Source organism: Pseudomonas sp. Pseusp49 (assembly GCF_059491875.1).
Map to the genome: position 1 here is coordinate 1,914,470 of NZ_CP168514.1, position 20,126 is coordinate 1,934,595.

General features: G+C 55.6%; 12 protein-coding genes and 3 pseudogenes. 10 read left to right on the top strand and 5 right to left on the bottom strand.

All coding sequences use genetic code 11. From position 1 onward, the window contains the following. Nucleotides 1–121: 121 nt before the first annotated feature. Nucleotides 122–1,280: pseudogene (locus ACEN83_RS08655) on the top strand (IS3 family transposase). Here the strand turns inward: ACEN83_RS08655 and ACEN83_RS08660 are convergent. The 3 genes from ACEN83_RS08660 to ACEN83_RS08670 all read right to left on the bottom strand — a co-directional run bounded on the left by ACEN83_RS08660 (nt 1,211) and on the right by ACEN83_RS08670 (nt 3,998). Next, nucleotides 1,211–1,813 (bottom strand): EAL domain-containing protein, encoded by a 603-nt coding sequence (locus ACEN83_RS08660; protein WP_495580010.1) that lies wholly within the window; start codon nt 1,811–1,813, stop codon nt 1,211–1,213. The pseudogene ACEN83_RS08655 and the gene ACEN83_RS08660 sit on opposite strands and share 70 nt — an antisense overlap. A 362-nt stretch (nt 1,814–2,175) precedes the next feature. Continuing rightward, nucleotides 2,176–2,988, bottom strand: coding sequence for a suppressor of fused domain protein (locus tag ACEN83_RS08665; protein WP_495580011.1), 813 nt, complete (start codon nt 2,986–2,988; stop codon nt 2,176–2,178). A 107-nt stretch (nt 2,989–3,095) separates the two neighbouring features. Continuing rightward, entirely contained in the window at nt 3,096–3,998 is a 903-nt protein-coding gene (locus tag ACEN83_RS08670; protein WP_495580856.1) for a DUF2167 domain-containing protein, read from the bottom strand. Nucleotides 3,999–5,482: 1,484 nt separating this feature from the next. Between ACEN83_RS08670 and ACEN83_RS08675 the strand changes: the two genes are divergently transcribed. From ACEN83_RS08675 to ACEN83_RS08710, 8 genes and pseudogenes are all read left to right on the top strand, one after another. Further along, a complete protein-coding gene (locus tag ACEN83_RS08675; protein WP_495580012.1) occupies nt 5,483–7,201 on the top strand; it encodes an Hsp70 family protein in 1,719 nt (572 codons plus the stop codon). A 22-nt stretch (nt 7,202–7,223) separates the two neighbouring features. Continuing rightward, nucleotides 7,224–7,481: a hypothetical protein gene (locus ACEN83_RS08680; RefSeq protein ID WP_495580013.1), complete on the top strand. Its 258-nt coding sequence runs from the start codon at nt 7,224–7,226 to the stop codon at nt 7,479–7,481. 357 nt (nt 7,482–7,838) lie between these two features. Beyond that, nucleotides 7,839–8,072 (top strand): annotated as a pseudogene (locus ACEN83_RS08685) (DUF2135 domain-containing protein); the annotation flags it as partial. Between the two features lie 38 nt (nt 8,073–8,110). After that, a complete protein-coding gene (locus tag ACEN83_RS08690) occupies nt 8,111–9,823 on the top strand; it encodes a DUF2138 domain-containing protein (RefSeq protein WP_495580014.1) in 1,713 nt (570 codons plus the stop codon). Then, nucleotides 9,820–10,458 carry a DUF1175 domain-containing protein gene (locus ACEN83_RS08695; protein ID WP_495580015.1) on the top strand — a complete coding sequence of 213 codons (639 nt, stop codon included), beginning with the start codon at nt 9,820–9,822 and terminating at the stop codon, nt 10,456–10,458. Before ACEN83_RS08690 ends, ACEN83_RS08695 begins: the two co-directional genes overlap by 4 nt. Then, nucleotides 10,455–15,014, top strand: a complete 4,560-nt coding sequence (locus ACEN83_RS08700; protein WP_495580016.1) for an alpha-2-macroglobulin family protein — start codon at nt 10,455–10,457, stop codon at nt 15,012–15,014. Before ACEN83_RS08695 ends, ACEN83_RS08700 begins: the two co-directional genes overlap by 4 nt. After that, the gene (locus tag ACEN83_RS08705) at nt 14,992–16,635 is read left to right on the top strand and encodes a DUF2300 domain-containing protein (RefSeq protein WP_495580017.1); all 1,644 of its coding nucleotides are present in this window, start codon (nt 14,992–14,994) and stop codon (nt 16,633–16,635) included. The genes ACEN83_RS08700 and ACEN83_RS08705 overlap by 23 nt, the downstream gene beginning before the upstream one ends. 3 nt (nt 16,636–16,638) lie before the next feature. Then, on the top strand, nt 16,639–17,451 hold the full coding sequence (locus ACEN83_RS08710; RefSeq protein WP_495580018.1) for a YfaP family protein: 813 nt from the start codon (nt 16,639–16,641) through the stop codon (nt 17,449–17,451). Between the two features lie 349 nt (nt 17,452–17,800). Here ACEN83_RS08710 and ACEN83_RS08715 read toward each other — a convergent pair whose 3' ends face one another. Continuing rightward, a complete protein-coding gene (locus ACEN83_RS08715) occupies nt 17,801–18,148 on the bottom strand; it encodes a hypothetical protein (protein WP_495580019.1) in 348 nt (115 codons plus the stop codon). Between the two features lie 1,087 nt (nt 18,149–19,235). Here ACEN83_RS08715 and ACEN83_RS08720 point away from each other — a divergent pair. After that, nucleotides 19,236–19,772: a hypothetical protein gene (locus ACEN83_RS08720; RefSeq protein WP_495580020.1), complete on the top strand. Its 537-nt coding sequence runs from the start codon at nt 19,236–19,238 to the stop codon at nt 19,770–19,772. Between the two features lie 77 nt (nt 19,773–19,849). Here ACEN83_RS08720 and ACEN83_RS08725 read toward each other — a convergent pair. Continuing rightward, a pseudogene (locus ACEN83_RS08725) lies at nt 19,850–20,101 on the bottom strand (cupin); the annotation flags it as partial. Nucleotides 20,102–20,126 lie beyond the last annotated feature (25 nt).

Genomic DNA, 20,126 nt, shown 5'->3' on the forward strand with positions numbered 1-20,126 from the left:
CTTTTGGAAAGGTCTCGAAAATCATACTTGTCCTAAATTTATTCGGCCTCACTATAATGTAGTGGTCTAATGATTCCGGACACCCATTGAGGCGAGAATGCTCGCCAGATCGAGGTGTCAGATGACCAAGCAACGCCGCACCTTTTCACCAGAATTCAAACGCGAGGCTGCCGACCTCGTGCTCAAGCAAAACGACAGTTTCAACGAAGCCAGTCGCTCACTGAGTGTTGGTGAGTCGGCGCTGCGCCGTTGGGTCGACCAGCTTCAGCAAGAGCGCACCGGCGTCACGCCCCGGAGCAAGGCCCTGACACCAGAGCAGCAAAAAATCCAGGAGTTGGAAGCTCGGATTGCTCGCCTCGAGCGCGAGAAATCAATATTAAATAAGGCTACCGCGCTCTTGATGTCGGAAGATCAGGAGTGTACGCGCTGATCAATCAGCTGAGCGTCCATGAGCCTGTTGACTGCTTGTGCGAGGCGTTTGAGGTTGCTCGTTCGGGGTACTGCGCGCATCGTCTAAGGCGGCGAACACCAGACGTTGAGCGGCTCAGGCTGCGTAGCCGAGTGAGTGAATTGTTTAACTAGGGCCGAAGTGCTCCCGGCAGTCGAAGCATCATGTTGATGATGCAAGAAGAAGATGAGCAAATTGGACGGTTCAAGGTACGCAGGCTGATGCGTGAGCTGGAGTTGGTTAGCAAGCAGCCAGGATCACACGCCTATAAAAAGGCGACAGTCGAGCGACCTGATACCCCAAATATCTTGAATCGAGAGTTTGATGTCGAAGCGCCCAACCAGGTCTGGTGCGGCGACATCACCTACATCTGGGCGCAGGGGAAATGGCACTACCTTGCGGTTGTCATGGATCTTTACGCTCGCCGAGCGGTGGGTTGGGCGTTATCAGAAAAGCCGGATGCAGACCTGGTGATCAAGGCGTTGGACGTGGCTTACGAGCAGCGTGGCAAGCCGCAATACCTGCTATTCCACTCAGGCTAGGGATCGCAATATGGCAGCCGCAACTTTCGCCTGCGGTTGTGGCGCTATCGCATGCGTCAGAGTATGAGCCGCCGAGGAAACTGCTGGGATAATGCGCCGATGGAACGGGTTTTTCGCGGCTTGAAAACAGAGTGGATACTAACCACTGGCTACATGACCGGCCAGCAGGCTCAGAGAGGCATCAGCCAGTACCTGATGCCTACAACTGGATCCGACCTCATCAATTTAACGATGGATTGGCCCCAGCGAAAACGGAAGAAAAACTCAAAACCGTGTCCGGGATGAGTTGACCACTGCATGCTAACGCTTTGAGCGGCATTTCAAATCGTCTCAACATCTCCAATACCTGAGCATTAAAATTGTCATCAATCATCATTGGTGGAGGAGCATTAACCGAGATCGGAAGGAATGCCCCTAGCACACTGTGCATTCGAGAGGAAAATGAAAGGGTCAAGTCTAACATGTGCCAGATCAAAGCCTTCAGTAAATTAGCGGTTTCCACCGATTCAATGAGATGACCTAGGGTCAGTAAACCGAGCCGAGGATGTTGCCTGCGGACCAATGCTTCGACGCCGAGTAGTGTGCCTTCAAGACTGACCTTGGGTTGATAGTGCGCAATCCATTGATTGGGAGCTGCTTGAGATAATTCCATTATTAAGAATTGTTCTTTTTCGTGACTGGGTGAAAGAGCTTCTACATCAATCTGATGCCGATTTACATATTCCTTAAATAAAGCATGCAGTGAGCTGGCAGAGACGGGTTTCTCCAAAACTCCAAGCACTCGCAAGCCCTGTTCCCGAGCAAGATGGGCGACGCTGTCCAATACGTTTCGGTCGCTAGAGCTGAGAATTATCACGCTTGCCCGCTCTCAGCCAATATTCTGATCATGTCGAGGCCGTCAAGGCCAGCCATTTGCAAGTCGCAAATGGCAATGTCCACGCTCCCCCCCAATGGCCAGTGATTGCTGTGCTTGTTCTACGCTCGACGCGGTCCGAGCACTGAAGACCTGCAAGGAGTTTAGCGGTTGATTCAGGGCCATCAGTTGTCTTCAAGAATCAGAACATTAAGTGAATGCTCGCTCATTACCTCTATTGCCGCTGTAGTGGCCATGGCCCAAACACCGTCAAGCGAACGTGCCCAAGCGCTTCTGACAGCATAGCCTGCAAGAGGCGCTGTAAGTAGATATCAGACAACGCTGCTCCGGTTGAGCATGCTGGTATGGCCGACACCCGCCTCTAGCAAACGTCTTACCAATTCCTCACGTGCTTCGCGCCCTCCCAACCGGATGTACTCGAGTTCTGCAGCGGTGATCAAGGCCACCGGAACCAATGTGACTGGCGAAAGTGGCATATCATCAAGGCGAGTCGTGAAGTCATGTACAGGGCCGCCCAGCAGCATGCCGATACAGTCATCATCGGTGACAAACAGCTTGGGCAGTTGATTACGAATGAAGCGTGTCTGGGTGGTCCCTGGCAATTCCATCGACAGGATGCCGTTTCGTTCAAGCTGGATAATAATACCACCAGCGTTGGCCACGGTTTTTGCTACTTGTTCGATCAGCTCGAAGGCCCAGCTACTCTTAAATGCATCGATCTGTCCAAATGGTTCTCGTGCGTAGTCGGGAATGTCGATAGTCTCAATGAATAATTCTATCTCAAAGCCATTTCCAAGTACTTCGGCGTCATCGAATGGAGCAGATAAACCTTGCGTCGCAAGGATAATGCTGTCGCCTCGGCGAATCACACGGTAAGCCTGACGTAAAGACGGCCAATGAGGGCCTCCACAAAAGCTCGGATTGATGATGTACGAAAGAAGATCCGGCTCCAATGTACCGACTGATGCCCAATGTCGATCCAGGCATTCTTCGCTTGCTAATTGAGCCATTTGAATCTCGGTTTGAGTTGCTGGATACGGCCGGGCGGTGGATTGCTCTGTTGACTTAGTAGTTTCAGGTTCAGGGTTTTCAAATGACCCGAAAAACCTCTTAAAAAATTTCATTTGTTTTCCTCGAAAAAGACTGGAAGGTGAGGCTATTGACATTTGCAGAGTTCTTGTTCGTTGCCTTGCCACCAGCGATGGCGCTGAGTCGTCGCTGCGGGTTAGGATTACTTGCGATTGAAAAACCTTCGTACAGCGCCTGCGATCGCCATCACTGCGATAATTAAAAACTTTTTTGCAGCTAGTAAGAAGATACCTATTTTAGTAAAAAGTCCTGCTTTGGCCGCCAGTGTACCGCCGACCAATGCTGCCAAGCCATATGTTGCAAGTTTATCAGTGCTTGGGTTGTAGTCAGTGTAACGATTGCCGTCGCTGAAGTTAGTGAAAGAAATAATTTCAGGCATTTGTTTCTTAATATTCGATAGCTGCGCAATATTGGCGACGGCATTTAGTTCCAAAACGCCTTTGCGGCCTAGTACCCGAATGCTGTAATTAAGTGTGCTCTCTGCGGTGTCATCGAATTTTATTTCCTTGGCCCAGTACATTTTGCGACTGGGTTTATCGTAATATGGCTGTTCGGCCCAGCCCAGCAAATGCACGGCAGCGTAACCTTGTTTTTTACGTGCTACGTTATCATCTTCATCTGCTTCCTGCATTTGCTTGAGTAAATCAGTGTAATTGATTTTTTTTGCGTCTTCGTCAGAAATATGCCCGTCATCCTTATACTTGATAACAACTCCCCATGCGCTTTCGGCGAAAGGGTCAACGGCTTCTGGAATAATCATTCCCAAAGTTTTGTTGCCTGGGGGATTTCCCCAGCCGTCGGTCAAAAGACGTTCAGTGTCGGTTGGATCTAGGTAATAAAATTTGTCAGTGAGTTTTAATGTTGCAATGCCGGAGGGCAAAGTAATAGTTCCGTGCTGGTGCTTTAAGTGCGAAGATAATTGTTCGGCAGTTTCTTGTTCTTGAGTAGCTTCAGTAAGTTTTGTTGGTGGGCTGCTGTCCGCTTGAGCGGTGAAGTGAAACGCACACACCAAAGCTGTCAGGAAAATTGAACGAAGCGGTTTCATAATGGTCTCTGCTGCTATTTTAATTTTAGAAAGTTTGGTGATTACGATCAATGTATGCTTCCATTGCGAGGCTAGCTTCATTTTTCGTGAACTCTGGTCTTGGGGGCGAATAGTGCGGGCTGCAAAAATATAATGATTTAGTACTTGTGAAATATTCGCCTCGTTTACCGATCCACCCATGAGTATTGTTCTGAGTATCTACAAATCCTTGAGGGGTGTATTTGGGATTAGTTCGAATCCTTTCGGATCTCGGGTAGGTCTGTCCCTTGGGTATTTGTCGAGTTCGGCTTGTGCGTTGGGCGCCAATTGGGCGCCCAGGCGCTGGAGAGGGTGTACAGGCTGCGCTCGTTGTCAGTGTTGCTCTTGCTGACTTTGAGTGGCTGGGGTCCTGAGCGCTACTAGGGGGCAGGTGGATTTGTTTTATAGCAATGCCATGGGCGAGCGCGGGAAACCTGAAATTGGGTTATCGCGTATGCTGCGCGTATATGCCTGTATATGGTGTAGCTGTGTTCGGTTTTCTCAATAAAGGTAGCTTAGATGCTATCTGCGACAGTCGGGTCGATCGTGGTTTTATCTCGTCGACCTGGGCCGCTAGTGGTGCTGGATGCCGCGACCTTTGCGATTTTTCCGTTTGCTGAAACCGATCAACTGATGCGAGTGCTGTTTGAATAATTAACACGCATGTGGATGTTGTTGATCTGGTGCTTAAGTCAATGCCTCGCTGTCGATGCCGGCCTGGTCGCTGCGCCGCCCTCGGTCAAGTGCCGAAAGGTAAGTGCGGCCTTGAGGTGCGCTGGGCTAAAAATGGGGATCAATGGCGCATCGGGATGAATGCCTGCCTTGGTGTCGGCGCCACGTCGGGGCTGCTACACGGCTCACTAGGGGCGACCGCCAGTTTGACGGGGGGGTGCCTGTGTTGGCCAAATGCAGCGCGGTGCCCAAGCCGTGTCTCCGGTAGCGCTAGACGCACCTGCGGGAAAGCGATCGGAGCATGTTGTGCGGGACGTTATTTGGTCGATTGCAGCACAGCCAAGCAGTTATAAGTACCGCGGCAAAGGTAGCGTGCTGTTCCGGGGCAGGCGCAACTGCGTGCCAAGGTCAGGCCTCCCTTCCAGCTGATCGAGGTGCTTTTCAATCATCGAAAGGTTCACTGCCGCGAACTAGAAAAATGCGACGCAGTTGCCGTCTATTTGGGGTGGCCAATCTAATGCTGGTCAGGCGGTATTTGCAACGGGCGACAACATCAATCCGTCTGAAAGGTGAGGCCGGCCGCAAATCAGCAAGATGAGGCAGGCATCGGCCCCAGTAACGTGGATTAAGGCCGACGGGTTGGAAAAACGGCTTGAAAATGGTGAGCGGCGCGAACGGGTTAATTATTCAGTATCTCCATGATTTCGGATTTGTCCGATTTTTGCTGTCCCTGCTCATAAGTATTCTTGTTTGACTTGGGCTCATTTGCCAAAAACAGACATGGCGATTAACAGATGACAATTATCGGTATTGACTTGGGGACGACTAATAGCCTTGCCTCGATCTGGCGTGATGGCCAGGTCAAGCTTATTCCAAATGCGCTCGGCGAATATCTAACACCTTCCTGCGTTGGCATTGATGAGGATGGCACAATTTTGGTTGGCAAGGCTGCCAGAGAGCGCCTGCAGACCCACCCAAGTAAGACGGCGGCTCTGTTCAAACGCTACATGGGCAGCATGAAGACGCTACGGTTGGGTGTCCAAGATTATCGTCCCGAAGAGCTGTCTTCCTTGGTCTTACGAGCGCTTAAGGAGGACGCCGAGTCCTATTTGGGGTGCGCTGTCGACGAGGCTGTCATTACAGTGCCAGCATACTTTTCCGATAGTCAGCGCAGGGCTACTAGAAATGCGGGCAAACTTGCTGGTCTCAAAGTGGATCGACTGTTGAGCGAGCCAGCGGCAGCTGCGCTTGCTTATGGGCTCTACCAAGCGCAGGACGAATCAAAATTTCTCGTGTTCGACCTAGGTGGAGGTGCATTTGACGTCTCGATTATTGAAAAGTTCGAAGGCGTCATGGAGGTGTGTGCCGCTGCAGGGGATAATGTTCTCGGGGGTGAAGACTTCACCCACGTTATCGTTGAATTTTTCTATAGCAGTAGAGGTATTCCTATAGAAGCTCGCCAGGACGCCGAATTCCATCAACAGCTAACGGCTCGCGCTGAGTCTTTTAAACATGCATTGCCTATCCGAAAGACCGATACGCTTCAGATGTTGTGGCGGGACGCGAATTATTCGATCATGCTCGATGAGGTTCAATTTGCCGAGTTAAGTTGTGCATTGATGTCCCGTCTTAGAATGCCCGTTGAGCGTGCGCTTCGCGATGCGCGGATCCGTGCGACGGATATAGATACGGTAGTGTTGGCTGGTGGCGCTACTCAGATGCCCTTGGTGCGCCAGTTGGTGACCCGGATGTTCGGGCGTTTTCCGAGTACCGAGGTTAATCCTGAAGAAGTCATTGCTGCCGGCGCCGCAGTTATGGCGGGCTTAAAGGTAAAGGATGCCGCTCTCAAGGAGATCGTAATGACGGATGTGTGCCCTTACACCCTCAGTACGGACGTATCTAGATCTTTACCTGACGGTACAAAAGTGCATGGACTTAGCTCGCCTATCATCGAGCGCAACACCGTGGTGCCGGTAAGTCGTATGGAGACATACTATCCCGCAGGTGATAATCAAACGGCAATACTGGTCGGAGTCTTTCAGGGCGAAAGCCGATACGCCAAAGACAATATCAAATTGGGTGAGTTAAGAGTCAAGCTACCGTCGTTAACTCGGTCTGAAAGCGCTGTCGATGTTCGCTTTACCTACGATGTCAATGGACTTCTGGAGGTGGAGACGCACGCTCGCAAGACGGGGGAAACCCAACGCTTGGTAATACAGGGTAGCGTCGAAGGTCTTTCTGATTCCGAAATTGAACAACGTCTTGATGCGCTGGCTGAGTTGAAGATTCATCCGCGAGACAAAATGGAAAACCGCACCTTACTAGCCCACGCAGAGCGTTGTTTTGAACAGATGCTAGGCGACCATCGCGATCGGTTGGGCCAGGAAATCATGCGTTTTGAATCAGTAATGAATCGCCAGGACGAACGAGAGTGTCGGGCGGCTAGAGAACGCTTACAGAAAATTTTGGACGCAATGAGTAGCGATAGCTACTTCGATCCTGACTTCGAATAGTAGATGTTAAGAGCGAAATTTCATGACAGCCGCTTGGTTCTTCGATGTGTTGGGTATTACCCCGGCGGACGACGCTCGTGCCATTAAGCGAGCCTATGCAATTGCGCTCAAACAAATTGACCAAGAAACGCAGGCTAAGGCGTTTGGCTATCTCCTCGGCGAGCGCTATATCTCAGCGATGGAAAATCTGGCGGCTAGCGACAGCTCGAAGGTCATTCTCCTGCGGGCTGATTTACAGGGAACAATCGGCGGTTTGCTTGGCGGTGCCAAGAAAGCCTAAAGAACTACGAAGTTTGAGCAGGCGGGTTATCTTCCTTTGGCGGGGGCGCAACTAAAGTGTGCCTCGAACCGCCTCTGCTCAGCATTTTTTGCCGACTGCTCGGAGCTCCTTTTGGCAATGGCCATCGCAGGGTCATGACTGCCTCTAGCAATCAGCATATCATTTGCCGAGGATGAAAATGTCTATTTTTCCAGCTCCGCTTCACATCAGTTCCCGCGTGTAAGGTTGGGCGCATTGTTCCCGAAAGCCAGTGCGATCATCAATTTCATGCCTCAGGAAAGCATCAGTGTCACATGCTTGCTCGCCTGTTTCGTTTTTTCGGACTTGTCTGATGGTGCTGTTGGCGTATCTATATATGATTTCACCATGGCCGCACCGCTGCATGGCACCTATCTGGTTTACGTGAACTATTGGGGCAACTTCGGCAGCGGCGGCTATAACTTCGATGAGACCGGCAACCAGAACGAGGTGATTACCTCGCAGATCAACCTGGTGCTCAACGAAAACACCGTCGATGAAAAACGCGAGACCTTCATCGTGCCCCTGCGCGCAATCGGCGACCTGCTGCTGGTCAAGACTTTCAACTATTAAGCATCCCGTTCCACGGATGAACATCGGGTTTTGTGAACATGAGTGATAGCACTGTTACTCCGGCCGCTGGCGCACCCGCGGCCAAACCTTCCCTGCATTGGCCGACGCTGCTGATCGGCATATGCCTGGTCGCTGGCGTGGCCGGTGGGTTGGGGTGGCTCATGCACAAACCCAAGGCGCCGGCGCCTGCGTTGGCCAGTGACAAACTGGGTATGGGCCGGCCGGATGGTTTGCTGGAAACCTATTCCTTGAGCCAATTGCCCAAGGACCTGCTCGCGGTGCCCTTCCTCAAGGAAACCCTGACCGAAGATTTCGTCTTCTACTACGAAACCCACGCTGATCGTCTCGGCTTGATCGGCAGTTTGCGGCGGATCATCTACGAACATGACCTGAAGTTGCAGGACACCCTGATCGAGCAACTGTTCGACCAGCCTGCCGATGTAGCGTTGTGGCGCGGGGCGGACGGGCGGCTCAAGGATTTCCTGCTGGTGATGGATCGCGGCGGCCTGGCCAAGGTGCTGGAACCGCTGGCCAAAGTCGCGCTGGACGACTCGCAGTTGAGCAAGGTCGCTGACGTGAAGGTCGGCAGCGAAGACGTGCCGCTCTATCAACTCAATTACAACGCCAGCAAGGCGCTGTTGTTCGCGTCTCATGGCGACAAACTGGTGGTGCTGTCCAATCCGGCGAAACTCTACGATCCGCAAAGCGGTGCAGCGGAGGAATCGGGCAGCGTATCGACCACGGCTATTGCCGCGCTGCTCAATGGTGAAAAGCTGTTTCCCGAAGCCTTCGGCCTGCCGCCTCGTGCGCCGCAGGTGAAACAACGCCTGTCGGTGAATGCCAGTGTGCTGGCCATGGGTTACCAGCGTTTCATTCCGAACTTCGCCGGCCTGCGTTTCGACATGGACGACAAGGGCTGGCACAGCTTCCTGGCCATGGATGAACTGGAGAATCAGCCGGACTTCGATTTCAAACCGATCTGGCAAGCCATGCCCATGGGCGCAAGCGCTTGCGTGGCGTTGCCGCTGGCTGCCGAACAACAGAAACCGCTGCTGGTGAAGCTCGGTGCCGAGGAAAGGGTGGCCCAGGCACTGACCGAACACATGGCTGGCGCGGCGGGGCTGTGCTGGTATGCCGATTCGCGGTTGTACACGCCCTTGCTGGTGGCCAGCCTCAACGATGACGAGAGCGGCAAACTCGATGGGGATCTGGGCAAACTGTTCGGCTCGATGGTCGGTGCGCACGAGAGCAATGTCGAGGACGGTGCCTTCCCAGTGGTGGAAAAACAGGAAGGCCAGAGCCATCAGTGGCAACGTCAGGTCAGCTCCAGTTTCGGGCCTTATGCGGCCAAGGAAGCTCAAGATCCCGATGCCATCACCGGCAAGGCGTTCATGAAAGTCAGCCTGGCGCGGCATGGTTCGACGCTGCTGTTTTCCCTCGACGACAAACTGGTGGACAAGGCCCTCGGCACCCTCGACAAACGCTTCCCGCCGATGGCCGACGTGGTGCCCAAGGACTTGCTGATGCCCGTCTATTTCGGCCCTGATTCGATGGCGCAACTGATGCAGCAGGAAACCCTCGACAGCCTGCCGCAGGACATGGAACCGGTGTTCTACAACGCCGCGCAAACCTTCCTGATGCCGAAGCTGCGTACGCTCGGTGGCTACGGCAAATACGCCCTGACCTTGCCCGAAGGCAGCGAGCCAGACGGCCATTGGCAGTGGCTGCCGCTGGACTGGAAAGCGCTGTGACGGCATTGATTCGAAGTCTCGGCCTGCTGGCGTTGTTGCTGAGCGCAGCTACCCACGCCGTCGAGACGCCGTCGCTCGACCCGCAGCAATCCCAGGTTTTTCGCGCCTGGTTCGTGCGCATCGCCCAGGAGCAACTGAGCCAGGGTCCGAGCCCGCGCTGGTACCAGCAGGATTGCGCCGGGCTGGTGCGCTTTGCCGCCAATGAAGCGCTGAAAGTCCATGACGACAAATGGCTGCGCAGCAATGGGCTGTCCAATCGCTACCTGCCGCCGGAGCTTTCGTTGAGCGATGCCCAGCGCGGTCTCGCCCAGCAGTGGCAGCAGGGCGGCGGCAAGATCGGGCCATACGTCAATGCGATCAAGTTGATCCAGTTCAACAGCCATCTGGTCAGCCGCGATGTGGCTCAGGCGCGACCCGGTGACCTGATGTTTTTCGATCAGGGCGACGACCAGCACCTGATGATCTGGATGGGCCGCTACATCGCCTATCACACCGGTACCACCACCCCCACCGACAACGGCATGCGCTCGGCAAGCCTGCAGCAACTCATGACATGGAAGGACACCCGATGGATACCCGACGCAGCCAACCCCAACTTCATCGGCGTCTATCGACTGAATTTTCTCTCCCAATGACCGGTGCCCGCATGCTGCGTTTTCTGTCCCTGATGGTGCTATTGGCGTTGCCATTTTCGCTGGTTCACGCCGACGACAGCGTTCCATCCAGCGGTTACACGCCGGTGGCCGGCGAGAGTTTTTTCCTGCTGGCCGACAGCAGTTTTGCCAGCGATGAACAGGCGATGGTGCGCCTCGAAGCACCGGGTCGCGACTACCGCCGGTTTCGCATGGAGCCCTACGGCGGTGCCGATATCCGGGTGTATCGCATCGACAAACCGCTGGATTTTCTCAAGCGCCAGAAGAACCTGCATCGAGTGGTCAGCGATGGCCAGTTCAAGGGTGAAGGCCTGTCGAACACGCTCGCGTACCTGTGGGACAACTGGTATCGCAAATCCCGTCGGGTGATGCAGCGGGCGTTTTCCTACGAGTCGCGTAAACAAGTCACCGAGGAAGTGCCGGAACTGAAGATGGGCGATGCGATGGCCGCGCCAACGCCCTACGACGCGCAGCCGCAATTCGCGCTGATTCCGGGTCTGCCGGTGGTCAGCCAGTTCCGTTATCCGTTGTGGCAGGCCAAGCCGATCCAGCCACCGATCGGGGTAAACCTGGCGGGGTCTTCCAGTGAGTTCGTCAGCGTTGCGCCGGGTAACGTGTACATCCCGTTGGGCACTCTCAAACCGGGTCTTTACCTGGTGGAAGCACTGATCGGCAAGTACCGTGCGACGACCATGGTGTTCGTCTCCAACACCGTGGCGGTGAGCAAGATTGCCGGTGACGAATTGCTGGTGTGGGCGGCGCGCAAACACGAAGGCAACTCGGTGCCGAAGGTCAATGTGCTGTGGACCGATGGCCTGGGTGTGATGAGCAGCGGTGCCACGGATGCCGATGGTTTGCTGCGCTTGAAACACGTCAGCCCCGAGCGTTCGTTCGTGATCGGCGAGGACGAAGAGGGCGGGGTGTTCGTCTCGGAAAACTTCTACTACGACAGCGAAATCTACGACACCAAACTCTATGCCTTCACTGACCGGCCGCTGTATCGGCCGGGGGACTGGGTATCGCTGAAAATCGTCGGGCGCGAGTTCAAGAATGCTCGGGACTCGGTGCAGCCGACCGCTGCCGACGTCAACGTGAGCGTGCTGGATGCGACCGGCACGGCGCTGCAATCGATCGATTTGAAGCTCGACTCCAGGGCGGGGGCCCAAGGCCGGTTCCAGTTGCCGGACAATGCCGTGGCCGGTGGTTATGAACTGCGTTTCAACTACAAGGACCAGGCGTACAGCAGCGCCTTTCGCGTCGCTGAATACATCAAGCCGCACTTCGAGATTGCGCTCAACCTGGCCAAGCAGGATTACCGCGCATTCGAACCGGTCAAGGGCAGCCTGGTGCTGCTGTACCCGGATGGAAAACCGGTGGCCCATGCGAAACTGAGCCTGAGCCTGCGCGCCCAACAGCTGTCGATGGTCGACAACGAACTGCAATACCTCGGGCAATTTCCGGTGGAACTGACCAGCACCGAATTGACCACCGACGCCAAGGGCAGCGCGAGCCTCGACTTGCCGGCCGCCGACGAGCCGAGTCGCTACATGCTCACGGTGTTCGCCAGCGACGGTGCGGCGTATCGGGTCAAGACCACCAAGGAAATCCTCATCGAGCGTGGCGCGGCGAATTTCCGCTTGAGCGCGCCCCGGCGTTTCAGTGCGGTGGGGGATAAGGTTGCGTTCAGCTACACCGGCGAAGGTGAGCAGGCGCTGGCCGTTACGCCAGGCAGCTATTGGTGGGAGCGTTTGGAGGACCAGAGCAGCGGCGTAGGCAAGCTCGCGGCAACCGACAAAAGCTTCACGCTGGCCTTTGACCGGCCGGGCACCTACAACCTGACGCTCATGGATGATCATGGCCGGGAGATCGGTGGCACCGGGCATTCGGTAACCGGTGAAGGTGTCAAGGCGGTACCCGGCACCGTGGAAATCGTCCTCGACAAGCCCGAATACCAGGCTGGCGATGAAGCGCTGGCACTGATCACTTTTCCCGAGCCAGTGAGCGATGCGCTGCTGTCGCTGGAGCGCGACAAGGTCGAAGCCACCGCGTTGCTTTCCAAGGGCGGCGACTGGCTGAAGATGGAAAAACTCAGCGATACCCAATACCGCGCACGCATCCCGGTGACGGACGCTTTCGCGCCGAACCTGACCTTCTCGGTGCTGTACACCAAGGGTGGTCAGTACAGTTTCCAGAACGCCGGCATCAAGGTGATGACGCCACAGATCGACGTGGCCATCGCCACCGATAAAGACACCTACCAGCCAGGTGAAACCGTCTCGGTGGACCTGACCACCCGGTTCGCCGGCAAACCGATTCCCGCGCACCTGACGGTCAGCGTGGTCGATGAAATGGTCTACGCCCTGCAGCCGGAGGTCGCGCCGGACATCGACCAGTTCTTCTATCACCCACGGCGCAACAACGTGCGCACCAGCGCCAGTCTGTCGTTCATCAGCTATGACGTCGCCTTGCCGGGCAGCCCTGGTGCACCGGGCAAAGCCAATCGCAGTGAGCGTGGCGTGAAGGTGCTGGAGCGGCCGCGTCGCGAGGATGTCGACACGGCGGCGTGGCAACCCGAATTGCTGACCGATGCCAACGGCAAAACCCGTTTTACCTTCAAAATGCCCGATTCCCTGACCCGCTGGCGCATCACCGCCAGGGCCATCGCCGATGAGGGGCAGGTCGGGCAGAAGAAGCAATTCGTACGCTCGGAAAAACCGCTGTACCTGAAGTGGAGCGGCCCGACCCGGTTCCGCGCCGGCGACAAGCCGGAGCTCGGCGTGTTCGCCTTCAGTCAGGCCGAGAAACCGCTCAAGGCCGAACTGCTGATTCATTTCGCCGGCAACGAACAGCGTGTGCCGGTGACCCTGAATAGCGGCATCAACTACATTCCGTTGCCGACGTTTGAGCTGGCCAATGCCGAGTGGCGCGCCGAGCTGCTGCAGGACGGCAACACCGCGGATGCCCTGGCGGTGCACTTGAGCACAACGGGTGAAGGCTGGCAAGTGACGCAAACGCAGAGTGTCGATGCGAGCAGTGGCGATACACCGCTGACGCTGCCGGCAGACGCGACCGATATTCGCCTGCGCCTGGACGACAGTCCGCAAGCGTTGTTCCGTTCGGCCCTCGACGACCTGTTGAGCTACCCCTACGGTGGCGTCGAGCAGACCGCCAGTCGTCTGTTGCCATTGAGCATCGCCTACCCGACGCTGGCGGCGAATCCGCAGATCCGCGATCGCTTGCGCCTGATCATGCAAAACAGCCGCCTGCGCCTGGTACAAATGGCCGGCCCTTCGGCGAGCTTCACCTGGTGGGGCATGGACGGCGAGCCGGATGCGTTCCTCACCGCTTACGCCTACTACGCCGACTGGCACGCCAGCCAGGTGCTGGAATTGAGCCTGCCGCCGGAGCATTGGCAGCGGGTGCTGGAGGTCTACGCCAAGCAGGCGAACAACACGCCACTGTTGCAGCGGGCGTTGATCCTGTCCTTCGCCAGGCAGATGCAGTTGCCGGTCAACACCTTGCTCAGCGGCTTGATGGACGACCTGGCGAAAGCGGGTGAGGGCACTGCCGCGAACCTGATGGAGGACGGCGAAGATAGCCTCGTCATGAGCCAGCCGGATTCAGCATTGGGGCTGGCGGCCGCACGCATGCTGACGGCCTCGCTGGCCCGGCAATCGAAAGTCGCTTTGCCGGACGCGTTCAATCGGCAACTGACCGATGCGCAGCAACGGCTGGCGGTCAGTTCCCAGCCGTTTGCCGAAGCGCTGAATCTGTCGCTGCAACCCTTCGATCAGGCTCACGCGCAGGCCTTGCTGCAACGCTTGCTGCCACAGCAGTCCACACTGGAACGGGCGTTGGCGTTGACCTGGCTGCAACGCAGCATCGAGCAGGCATCGCCCACCCTTGCGTTGGCGCCGGGTGAGGGCTGGAAGAAACAGTACGGGGTTTCGGGTGAGATGTATTGGACGTGGCAGGGGCCTGCACCCGTGCCGACGGTATTGTCGCTGACCGGCGTGCAAGAGCGTCCGCTGCGCGCTGCATTGAGCTATCAGAGCCAGCGGCCGGTGGTCGACCCGATGGCCGTGACCATCACCCGTCGCCTGTCGCGACTGGTGCCGGGGGATGAAGCCTTCACCTTCAAGCTCGAAGCGGTCGGCAACGCGCCGTTGTCCAGCGACAACCTCTATCTCGACGAAGTGATCGTCACCGGCAAAGCCGCCAGACCGTTGCGCTACGGCATGCTGGAAGTGCCGTTGCCGCCTGGCGCCGATGTCGAGCGCACGACCTGGGGCATCAAGCTCATGGGCAAGGCTGGCACCGAACCGACGGCGCTGGAGAAGGCGCGTTTCGAACCGGGGCAAATGGCTTACGCCATTCCGGTCGATGCCTTGAGTGGCGAATTGCGTCTGCGGCATCTGGTGCGTTTCTCGCAGAAGGGCCAGTTCAACGTGCCGCCGGTGCGATTCGCTCAGGTGTATGCCCCGCAGCATCAGGCGTTGGAACAAAAGGCAGCCCTTGGCCAAGTCACGGTTCACTGACGTGCACAGGCTGCTGATAGCGTGGTTGCTGTGTTTGATCCCTGTGCTGGCGACCGCGCAGGACGAACCTTTGCGCCTGGCCTTTAAGGGCGACTTGTTGTCGCTGAGCCGAACGCAGGTGATCACCCGCGAGCCGTTGCCGCCGACCTTGCAGACCCCGCTGGGCAGTGTGTGGAAGTTGTTCGTCTATGCCTGGCTGGTGGATACCGGCGCGCGCGAACCGGCTTATGAGTGTCGCGGGCAGTCGAAAGAGGAGGTTTATTGCTGTGCGGCGGGCGGCAGGATCGAGCGCGATCAGGCGTTGGTGAAGTCATGCGGTCTGTATTTCGAACCCGCGCGACTGGGCATCCGCGAGGCCGACTGGCGAACCTATTGGCAGGCACGGCAGGCGCCGCCATGGTTACTGGATTTGCCTTCGTTGCAACCGGCTACCCGGGTTTCGGTGGCGCAGCTGTTGAAGGTGTTGGCCGTGCTGCCGGCACAGGATCAAGCCCGACGTGTGTTGCTCGATGTGGTGCTCAATGCCGCCGATGGCCATGTCGTCGGCGAACTCGGAAGCCGCCTGCGGGTGAAGACCTGGAGCTGGTTGGCGGATCAGGATGCCACGTCACGCCAGGGCGGATTTGCCGGTTGGACGGCGGATGGTGCACCGGTCTGGGCCGGGGGGCGGGGCACCAGTCAGCGGGTACTGCGTGATTACGCGCAGGCATTGTCCGCGGTGATTCCTGTTGCCTGGCCTGCGGATGCAGGGAAGTGTGTAGAGGTCGACCTGTTCTCCCGCTATCCACTTCGACGTGTCTTGGCAGGAGGCTCTGCGGTGTCTTCCGGAGCGTTGCAGGGTGACTACCGCGTCGAATTCGCCAACGGCAATGCGCTGGATATCCACAGTGACGGTGAACTCTTTCTGCTGAACGACAAGCTCGTCGCCCGGCTGGATCGCGAAGAGTACGTCGCCCGTGTGCTCCAGCGCGAAGCCACTGCCGAGCCGGTCGAGGCCGCCAAAGCCCTCGCGGTGGCTATTCGCACGTACCTGCTGCAAAACGCCACGCGCAGCGGCGATTGCCTGAGCATCGACGACAGCAGCAGCCGTCAGCGGGTCGCGCCGCGTCCGGCATCCTCCGAATCCCGCGATATCGCTGCGTGGACCAGCGACCTGGTCCTGGCCGGCAGCACCGTCACCTATCATTCCGATCAACCCGGCCCGGACAAGCTGTCCTGGCAGCAAGCCGTCGAACAGGCCCGTGCCGGCCAGCGCTACGACGCCATCCTGCTGCACGCCTACCCGCGCGCCAGTCTCAGTCGCTGGGACAATCCGGTCGCGTCCTGCGAAGCGTTGCCCGCCGCGCAAGCATGGCTACAGAAACAACGACGCGGCTGGCGTGCGCGGTTGGAAAGCGAGGTCGGCTACGACGAAGTCAGCCGCTTCGCTGTCTGCCGCCTGGCCTTCGGTCGTCCGTACGTCGACCGCGAACGCCAGCGCATCTATGTGCGCGGCGTGTTGACGCTGCAAGACCGCCTCGACCTGACCCACGAATACCTGCACCTGGCCTTCGAAGCACACCCCAACGGCCAGAATGAAACCTACATCGAAGGGCTTGCCCGTCGACTCTTGCTGGAATAGGCCATGAAACTCCGTTACCCACAAGTGTTGCTGTTCCTCCTTTCGCTGACGGCAGGGCCGTGGGCAATGGCAGCAGACAGCGTCAAACTCGATACCCCCGTCGGCGGCTGGCGCACCGGCGCGCCTGAAGGCGAAGGGGAAAATTTCCGGCAGACCGTCAACTACCCGGCCTCGTCGGTGAACACCCCGGCAGGGCAGGCCAACACGGCGCGCATCAGCGGCCAGATCAACGCCACACCGAAAACCACAGAGCCCGGTCGGCTGATCGTCAACGGGGTGAGCATGCCGCTGAAAATCGACCCGGCCGGCCGCTTCGATCGTCCGTTCTCATTCCCCAACGGCAGCAACAGCGTCGAGGTGCGCAGCGCGGACGGCCAACAACGTCAGCGCACGCAGTTCCTCAACCGCAGCGGCGGCGCCACGCCGGCCAAATTGCGTGTATTGCTGGCGTGGGACAGCGACAACACTGACCTCGACCTGCACCTGATCACCCCCGACGGCGCGCACATCTGGTACGGCGACCGCATCGCCCCCAACGGCGCCGCGCTCGACGTCGACGTCACCACCGGCTACGGCCCGGAAATCTTCGCCATGCCCGCACCGCTCAAGGGGCAATATCTGGTGTACGTGAACTACTTTGGCGGCGGCTACAACAGTGATGAAGAGGGGCAGGAAGACGCAGTGCAAGCGCTGACCACGGCGCAGGTGACGGTGATTACCGAGGAGGGGACACCGAGCGAGAAGATGGAGACGTTCCTGGTGCCGATGAGGGCGACGGGGGAGTTGACGTTGGTGAAAGCGTTTAGTTATCCGTGAGCGAATTTAAAGTTACCCATGCCTCATGATCGCTTATGAGAGAATATTAAATCCGCGCCGCGTGGCACCGACCCAATCTATGAGTAACCATAAGTCAAACGGATAAAATGCCATTCGCTTCGATAGCCCACACTGAGTCCCGGCGGATAACCCCATCTATCAAAAAAAAACGCTTTTGTATGAGCATATAAATAACCGCTGGGCGGATTTTCAATAGAAGCAGATCCGTATTCAAAATAGGTAGCCTCAGAACATCTTAATCCTGCTACTAAACAGGGGGGAGGGTAGCGTTTGCGATTACCAATCTGAGCAAAATTGCTACTTTTGCTTATCTGGTGGGTAACCAATTTCAGTTGCGAATATTTTTGCCACAGAAAAAATCTAGCTCTGGATTGAGAGAACCCATTAACTCTTCGGTTAATGGAGTAAGTTCATAGATGAACTGTGCCGACGATAAGGGGACGTCCTGTTCATAATGCCATTTAGCAAAAGAGGTGTAAGAAGTTTCTGGGTTGATCAGTAGTGCGAGAAATTCTGTCGAGCTATCATCAGCACCTGTCATCGTCTTATTTTCACATTCTACTTTATGCCAGCTCAAGTCATCCTGATCACTCCAATGGCAGTAGCTCAATTCTTCTATGCTAAATGCAGGCTTGTTAAGAAAGGCAGCAAACGATTCCGGAACCAGGCTTTGCACGGCAGAACACAACGTTTTGTCTCCTGCCGTTGACGAACTGTGAGCTCGCCCTTTGATTGCTGCGCCGAAGACCCGAAGAGCAAAACCCAGTCATCGTCCGAACCGTTTCACATGGAAGCCATTTCCTCGGCCTCACTCCAGAATGCGTTGTAGCTGAAGTACCTATATTCCCATGTGGGTGAAACGATGGCTTCAATTATTACCAAAGCTTTCGCTCGCAGGTGGATAGTCGGGATGTCAGGGGATAATTTAGTTTAATCGAGCGCACTCTTTCGATGCATTGGATTTCCAATATTAGACATGTAATGAGGGGCGGTCGTGTTTGTATTAAAACTGGCCCGGAAAGCGAGTCGGCGTGAAACAGCAAGCCAGCAATGGGAAATACCATTGAATCATTCATTAGACTCAAGCATTCTGTCCCGGATGTGAGGCTCGGCTACATATCATACTGGCTTTTATACGTACGCGTGCAGTAATAATTTTCGGCGAATTCCTCATGCAATACCCAGTCTTTCATTCGTTTGTTGTTCGTAGAGTCCTGGCTTAGATTAAGCAGTACCTAATTACATGCGGGAGCCAGCTTGGTGCGAAACCAGTCGCCCCAGATGACTTGCCTGATGAAGTATGTATCCGGCCAGTGCGGAAAAATAGGAGTCTTTAGATAAGTCAAATTTGTATGAGGTTGGGATTTGTACTATATATTTGGGTGTTGCGATCAATTAAATTCGCTGTCTTAGCCCGGATTGACCTAGTTGGAATTTACTAAGCTAGGGCTCTGTGCGCGGATTGAACGAACTTTCAAAATGAAATTATTGCTAACCTCAGCTCTCCTTTTTATAGGATATAGTTGTCTTTCGTGCGAGTGTAGGTGCCGTGGTGGTCAGCAAACCATTGTAGGGGATCTAGTTTGGAGGTAATTGAGTGAGGATCACCCGAAAAAGACTAATTCGAGAACTAGCAGGGATATGATTTTTTAATTGTTTGGTGTCGCCAAGGTAAAAATTTTACGGCGAAGCAATTTATGAGGTGCATCGGTGTTTGTTGGTTTTTACCAAATTGTAATCTTTGCTAAGTGGCAGATTTAAGCATGTTTAGTAAAAAAGAATTTATTTATTCGTTGCTTTTAGCCTCAGATCGAAACTCGTGTGAGGGTGCGATAAATGTTGGAGGGGGCATAATATTGGTGTCTATTGTTGTTCCTATCATTTTTGCTGTTGGAGCATTTTCTAATCTAGCAGGTCAAATGAAGGGGTCTTTATATGATATTTACCGCTTTCTTGATTTAGGGGTCTTCGCCGCGTGCTCAATAATTGATTGTGCAATAGAGTTGATTTTGGTTGTGTTGGTTTTTAAGAAAAGCCGTATTGCCGCAATGTTGCTTCCGATTCATTATATTGTGATAAAGCTGATGCGCTTTCATTTTTTGTTTAATGCGGATTTCTTAACTGCAGTCGTGAAGTCGGCTATAGATCTGTCAGGCCAAAATATTTTAATCTCTGTGTTGCCTTGGGTAGGTTATGTCGGTGTGTCTTCGGCGTATTTACTTTGTTGTTTTATCGTATTGCGTGGCACAATCATTTGGCATGCGGAATATAAACAACCGAATTTCGATCAGTTCCTTTGATTGCCTATGTTCTTCGCTGCCTTTTTTCTACTGAACTTGTGGTGCGACATGAACAGGCTAGACTCCTGATAGCTCCCGCCGGCGTTGAGCCGAATGAAGTTCGCGCACAGCCCAGGGCCAGTCGCCGGGCCTTCGCAGCCCAAGGCTTCGCTGAGGTCCAGTGGCACCACCCTGGAGGGGCCGCTGTCATACAGCGAGGCCGGGAAGCTCTGATAGGGAATCCGTGTGATCAAGTTCGCGCTGATCGGATTGGCCGCTTTGCTGTATTCAAAGTACTCGGCGTCGATTTGGTCGGTACGGGTCCTGTCCGGCGTGGATTCGCTGTTCATTCGGGTCACCTCAATCTTCGGCTGG

Bases quoted from the DNA above. Each gene is read 5' to 3' on its own strand.
- ACEN83_RS08665 (WP_495580011.1), bottom strand. From the start codon at position 2,988: ATGAAATTTTTTAAGAGGTTTTTCGGGTCATTTGAAAACCCTGAACCT.
- ACEN83_RS08670 (WP_495580856.1), bottom strand. From the start codon at position 3,998: ATGAAACCGCTTCGTTCAATTTTCCTGACAGCTTTGGTGTGTGCGTTT.
- ACEN83_RS08675 (WP_495580012.1), top strand. From the start codon at position 5,483: ATGACAATTATCGGTATTGACTTGGGGACGACTAATAGCCTTGCCTCG.
- ACEN83_RS08680 (WP_495580013.1), top strand. From the start codon at position 7,224: ATGACAGCCGCTTGGTTCTTCGATGTGTTGGGTATTACCCCGGCGGAC.
- ACEN83_RS08690 (WP_495580014.1), top strand. From the start codon at position 8,111: ATGAGTGATAGCACTGTTACTCCGGCCGCTGGCGCACCCGCGGCCAAA.
- ACEN83_RS08700 (WP_495580016.1), top strand. From the start codon at position 10,455: ATGACCGGTGCCCGCATGCTGCGTTTTCTGTCCCTGATGGTGCTATTG.
- ACEN83_RS08710 (WP_495580018.1), top strand. From the start codon at position 16,639: ATGAAACTCCGTTACCCACAAGTGTTGCTGTTCCTCCTTTCGCTGACG.
- ACEN83_RS08720 (WP_495580020.1), top strand. From the start codon at position 19,236: ATGTTTAGTAAAAAAGAATTTATTTATTCGTTGCTTTTAGCCTCAGAT.